The organism is Verrucomicrobiota bacterium, assembly GCA_016871535.1.
Taxonomy (GTDB): Bacteria; Verrucomicrobiota; Verrucomicrobiia; order Limisphaerales; family SIBE01; genus VHCZ01.
The window spans coordinates 1-5,427 of the sequence record VHCZ01000348.1; the positions used below are offsets into that span (position 1 = coordinate 1).

A 5,427-nucleotide genomic window follows, 5' to 3' on the forward strand; every position below is an offset into this window, starting at 1 on the left:
GGACCCCGCGGAATTTTCGGACACGCTCTGAGGAGAAACGAAGCCAGAAAGCGAAATCGCCCCAGCCCTCCGGGGCGGGGCGGCGCCTGGCCGGCTGCGGCGTTGCTCGTCGGTCACAGCCCCAAAACGGGGATGCTCCCTCCTCGCGCCTTGCATCCGGCCAGGCGGCGCTCCCGCCAAAACCGGAAGTTATTTTTGCACAGACCCTTAGCTCCAAAATTCCTTGGGTGCATCACAAAAATATTGCAGCCTGCTGAGTGATTTAGCTTACTGAAGCAGGAACGGAGGCAACCGAGATGCGCTCAAACTGTTTTCCCTCTTGCTGCGGTCGAGATGCTCGGCCTAGATTCGGCGCGTGGAACTTGTGCTTTACGGGGTCGTGGCGCTGGCGGCGTATCTGCTCGGCTCCATCCCCACGGGCTTTTTGTTCGCCAAAGCGCGCGGCCTGGACATCCGCACCCTCGGGAGCGGGAATATCGGGGCGACGAATGTTTTTCGAAATCTAGGCAAGCCCGCCGGCAGCGCGGTCCTGGCGATCGATGGACTGAAGGGCTACCTCGCTTGCACGGCCCTGGTCCCTCTGATGGTTCAAGCATTTGGTTCCACGCCGAACGTTGTGGCTCAGGAAGGATTGGCGATCATCGCCGGAATTGCCGCCATCCTTGGCCACAATTACACATGCTGGCTTGGGTTCAAAGGCGGCAAAGGCATCGCCACATCCGCCGGGGTTCTCGTTTCGCTGTTGCCGGTCCCGTTCCTGATTATTCTCAGCGTTTGGATTGTGGTCTTCGGACTGAGCCGGTACGTGTCGCTCGCTTCGGTTTCGGCCGCCATCGTCTTGCCGTTTGCGACCTGGTTCACCGGGAAAAGCCAGCTGATGATCGGCGTGGCGGCGGCGATGAGCGCTCTGGCGATCTATAAACACCGCTCCAACCTCCAGCGACTCGTCAAAGGCAGCGAAAATCGCGTCAGTTTCAAAAAGGCGCGTTCGTCCCCGGCCTCGAACGGATGACGTTTTGATGAAAGTCACCGTTCTTGGCGCCGGCGCTTGGGGAACTGCCCTCGCGCGGTTATTGTCTCAAGGCCAGCATGCGCTCACGCTCTGGGGACACGACGCCGCTCACCTGGAGGAAATGAAACGTTCCGGCCGCAACGCCCGCTATCTTCCGGACATCCCGCTGCCGGACGATTGGCGAATCGAAAAAGAGATTTCGCCAGCGATCGCCGATGCCGAATGCGTGGTTGTCGCGGTGCCATCCCAAGCTTTCCGCGAGGCCACGCGCGGCTTGGCCTCCTACCCGGGAATCGTGGTGAGCGTGACCAAAGGCATCGAGCACGACACCGGCTTGACGATGTGCGGCATCCTGGGCGAAGTCGCGCCCCGATCGAAACATGCGGCCCTCTCAGGTCCCACGCTCGCACCCGAGGTTGCACGCGGAATTCCGACCGCGTGCGTCGCCGCCAGCGGCGACCTGGAAACGGCCCAGACCGTGCAGAAGCTCTTTCATCGCCCGACGTTCCGCGTCTATACGAGCGCCGACGTGGCTGGAGTCGAGCTGGGCGGCGCGCTCAAGAACGTTATCGCCATCGCGGCCGGCATGTGCGACGGCCTGGGCTTCGGCGACAATTCCAAAGCGGCGCTGATCACGCGAGCCATCGCCGAGATTCGCCGCCTCGGCGTGGCCTGCGGCGCGCAGCCGGAAACTTTTTCCGGGTTGAGCGGCCTGGGGGATCTGGCGGTGACGTGTTTCTCCAGGCTGAGCCGGAACCGCGGCCTGGGCGAGCTTCTGGCGCGCGGCGAAAAACTTCACGATCTCCTCAGCAAAATGGTGACGGTCGCCGAAGGAGTGCCCACGGCGCAATCCGCCTTCCAACTCGCGCGCAAACTTCAAGTCGTCACCCCGATCATTGACCAGGTGTACGCCATGCTTTACGAAGGCAAGAACGTCGCGGAAGCCGTTCGAGACCTCACGAGGCGCGATTCGAAGGCGGAGGATTGAGGGAATTCAAAACGTAAGCCTTTAGGCGTTTGTTCGATGGCATTGGCTCGGCCGGAGCCTCGCCCCACCTCAACTGAAGGGTTACTTGAACCCGCGTCTTGGCTTGTCAAGTTACCGGCTTTGGCGTAATGCCTCCGTCATGCAGCGACCAAATCTTCTCACCAAGGTATGCGGTGTCTTGACGCTCACGGCGGTCTTCTTCTTGCAGCCTGGATTCTTTGTCTCGGCCCAAGAGCAGCCGGCGGAAAAGGACAAACCCGAAGCCAAGGCCGACGAAAAGAAACCCGATGCCAGCTCGGCCAAGAAGCCCAAGTTCAAGAAGTATGACGAAGTGATCACGAAGGAAGCGGTCACAAAGACCGGGTTGTTCCGCGTGCATCGCATCGAGGAAAGCCTCTTTTACGAAATCCCGACCGATGCGCTCGACACCGACATGCTCTGGGTGGTTCAGATTTCCGAAACCACGGCCGGCAGTTCGTATGCCGGGATGCCCGCCGGGGATCGCGTGGTTCGTTGGGAGCAACGCGGCGATCAGGTCCTCTTGCGGGACGTGCGTTACAGCATCCGCGCGGAGACCGGCGACCCCATCGCGGCGGCGGTCAAAGCCTCCAACCTGGCTCCCATCATCCGCGTCTTCGAGGTCAAGGCTTATGGCAAAGACAAAGCGCCGGTGATCGACGTGACCGATCTGTTCAAGAAGGACGTTCCGGAGTTCAGCGCGCGACGCTCTCTCAGTGCGGGCGCAATGGACAGCGCCCGTTCCTTTATCGAAGAATTCAAGGTCTTTCCGAGAAACGTGAATGTCCGCGTGCTGGCGAGTTATGCGCCAGGCCGTGCGACCGGACCCGGCGGCGGCGGTCCGCCGGGCGATGACACGCCGCGTTCCAGCGGGATCACGGCCGTCGTCCACCACAGTATGGTGAAGCTGCCCGAAGTTCCCATGAAACCCCGGCGCCACGATTCGCGCGTCGGGTTCTTCAGCGTGAGCTTCACCGATTACGCCGACGGCACGACACACGAGGCGGAAACAGTTCGCTACATCACGCGCTGGCGCCTGGAAAAGAAGAATCCGGAAGCGGCGATCTCAGAGCCCGTCAAGCCGATCGTGTTCTATGTCGGGCGGGAAGTTCCGGAGAAATGGAAATCGCACGTCAAAGCCGGGATCGAGGACTGGCGGCCCGCCTTTGAGGCGGCAGGCTTCACCAACGCGATCCTTGGGAAACTGCCGCCCGACCCTCGCGACGATCCGGATTGGGACGCGGAAGACGCGCGGATTTCCAGCATTCGCTGGCTGCCTTCGAGTGTTGAAAACGCCTTCGGCCCGCACGTGCATGATCCGAGAACCGGCGAGATTTTGGAAGCGGACGTGCGGATGTACCACAACGTGCAGAAGTTGGTTCGCGATTGGTATTTCGTCCAGGCGTCCCCGTCCGATCCGCGGGCTCAGGCTTTTCCGTTGCCGGACGACTTGATGGGTGAGCTGATCCGTTTTGTCGTCGCCCACGAAGTCGGGCATTCGCTGGGTTTCCCCCACAACATGAAGGCCTCATCGAGTTACAGCATCGAACAGCTTCGCAGTCCGGAGTGGACTCGGAAAAACGGGACGGCTCCCTCGGTCATGGATTATGCCCGGTTCAATTACGTGGCGCAGCCCGGCGACGGCGCGGCGTTGCTGCCGAAGGTCGGGCCGTACGATCATTTCGCCGTGAACTGGGGCTACCGCCAGTTCTCCAAGGGTACGGACGAAAAGAAGGAGCTGGAGAAAATCGTGAAGGTTCAAAAGGACCAGCCCATCTACCGATTCGGCGATCCAAATGCCTTCGTGGATTCGACGCAGCAAACCGAGGATCTCGGATCGAATGCCGTCGAAGCCACACAGCTCGGCTTGAAAAACCTGGAGCGCGTCGCCGGGTATTTGATCCAGGCCACGAGCAAAGAAGGAAAGGACTATTCGTTGCTCGCCAACGCTTACGACCAACTGCTGGCGCAGTGGAACCGCGAGATGGGCCACGTCGTGAACGTCGTGGGCGGCGTGCAGGAAGTGAATCTGTATTTTGGAGACGCGGACCGGCGCTTCTTTCCTAATGCCGCGGAGTACCAAGACAAGGCTGTGACGTTTCTGTTGGAGAATGCTCTCAGCACACCCACAAACTTGATCCGCGACGACATTGTTGCCCGATTGACGCCGGACGGCACCGCGCAACGCGTGCTCAACGCTCAGAGCCAGGTGCTGAGAAATTTGACCTCCGCGTCGCGAGTCAATCGCCTGGCCGAGGTCGAGCAAACCAAGGGCAATACCGCTTACTCCCCGGCCAAACTTTTTCTCGACCTCCGAAGCGGGCTGTTCCGTGAACTCGCCGCGAAGCCCGTTGCCATCGACCTGTATCGGCGCAACCTGCAGCGTTCGTATATCGACCTGCTCTCGGCCAACATCAAAACGCCGGCCGCAAACTCGGACCTTCCGGCCTACTCGCGCGCGGAACTGCAGAGCATCCGCGAGACGATTCAGAAAGCGGATGGCTCAGGCGCAAGCACGGTCGTGCAAGCGCATCTGAAGGACTTGCTGTCGCGCATCGAGAAGGCGCTCGATCCCCGCACGCCTTAGAGCCTGTCCGAAAATTGCGCGGGGTCCTGCGGCGAGGGATTTTGGCTGTGGCCAAGGCGGCGAGGTCCGAACATCCCCAACGCGGGCTGTAAGGACCGAGCCAACGCAGGCCACGGACAAAAGACCCGCCGCCCGGAGGGTTTTCGCGCCAAAGGCCGCCTGGCTTCGTTGCTCCTCAGTCGAAGATCCAGGGAGGATATTCTCCTTCGTCGCGCCTCGCCATCCGGCCTTTGGCGCGAAAACAGGACCCCGCGGAATTTTCGGACACGCTCTTAGAGCCTGTCCCAAAAATGGGTGGCGCGGGCAACCTGCCCGCCCCGGTCGGCACCTTGCATACCGGAACAGCAACGGATGCCGTCATGGAGCCAGCGCTGGCGTTGGCGATCAACGCCGCACCCGTTCCATCCGGCAAGTTGCCGCATGGAACAGGCTGATAGCCGACTGATAGCCTGTGCTACCCAAAACGTTTTTTCAGACACTCTTACTGATCAGATCGTCGCCCAGTTGCGTCGGCTCCATGAGACGCTTCAACTGGAAATCATCACCGTCATCGAGTCACTGGGCCAGTTGCGGGAAAGCCCCGATTACGAGCTTTGCCAAATAAGCGAGCAGAAACCCGGCGTGCTGGATGAACTCGCGGCGGAGAGGGCGAAGCTGCTCGAAACGGAAAGCGCCGAACTGGAAAAGCAAGCCAATCGCCTCGCAAGAGCAATTATCATTACTTGATGAGGGCCAGAAGCTGGCGGGGTGTCAGTATCGGGATGCCGAAGGGCTTGCCGAGAGACAGCAAGTCGTTGTCCCGTGTCACAATCGCGTCGGCTT

The 5,427-nt window shown here is 60.7% G+C and carries 4 protein-coding genes; all 4 read left to right on the forward strand.

The features are described from left to right. Positions 1 to 364: 364 nt before the first annotated feature. The 4 genes from plsY to FJ398_25705 all read left to right on the forward strand — a co-directional run bounded on the left by plsY (position 365) and on the right by FJ398_25705 (position 5,331). Positions 365 to 1,012 (forward strand): glycerol-3-phosphate 1-O-acyltransferase PlsY, encoded by a 648-nt coding sequence (gene plsY / locus FJ398_25690; GenBank protein ID MBM3841284.1) that lies wholly within the window; start codon positions 365 to 367, stop codon positions 1,010 to 1,012. Positions 1,013 to 1,019: 7 nt separating this feature from the next. Continuing rightward, complete coding sequence (locus FJ398_25695) at positions 1,020 to 2,000, forward strand: NAD(P)-dependent glycerol-3-phosphate dehydrogenase (GenBank protein ID MBM3841285.1); 981 nt, start codon at positions 1,020 to 1,022, stop codon at positions 1,998 to 2,000. Positions 2,001 to 2,139: 139 nt separating this feature from the next. Beyond that, on the forward strand, positions 2,140 to 4,605 hold the full coding sequence (locus FJ398_25700) for a zinc-dependent metalloprotease (GenBank protein MBM3841286.1): 2,466 nt from the start codon (positions 2,140 to 2,142) through the stop codon (positions 4,603 to 4,605). A 420-nt stretch (positions 4,606 to 5,025) separates the two neighbouring features. Continuing rightward, positions 5,026 to 5,331: a hypothetical protein gene (locus FJ398_25705; GenBank protein MBM3841287.1), complete on the forward strand. Its 306-nt coding sequence runs from the start codon at positions 5,026 to 5,028 to the stop codon at positions 5,329 to 5,331. Positions 5,332 to 5,427: the final 96 nt, after the last annotated feature.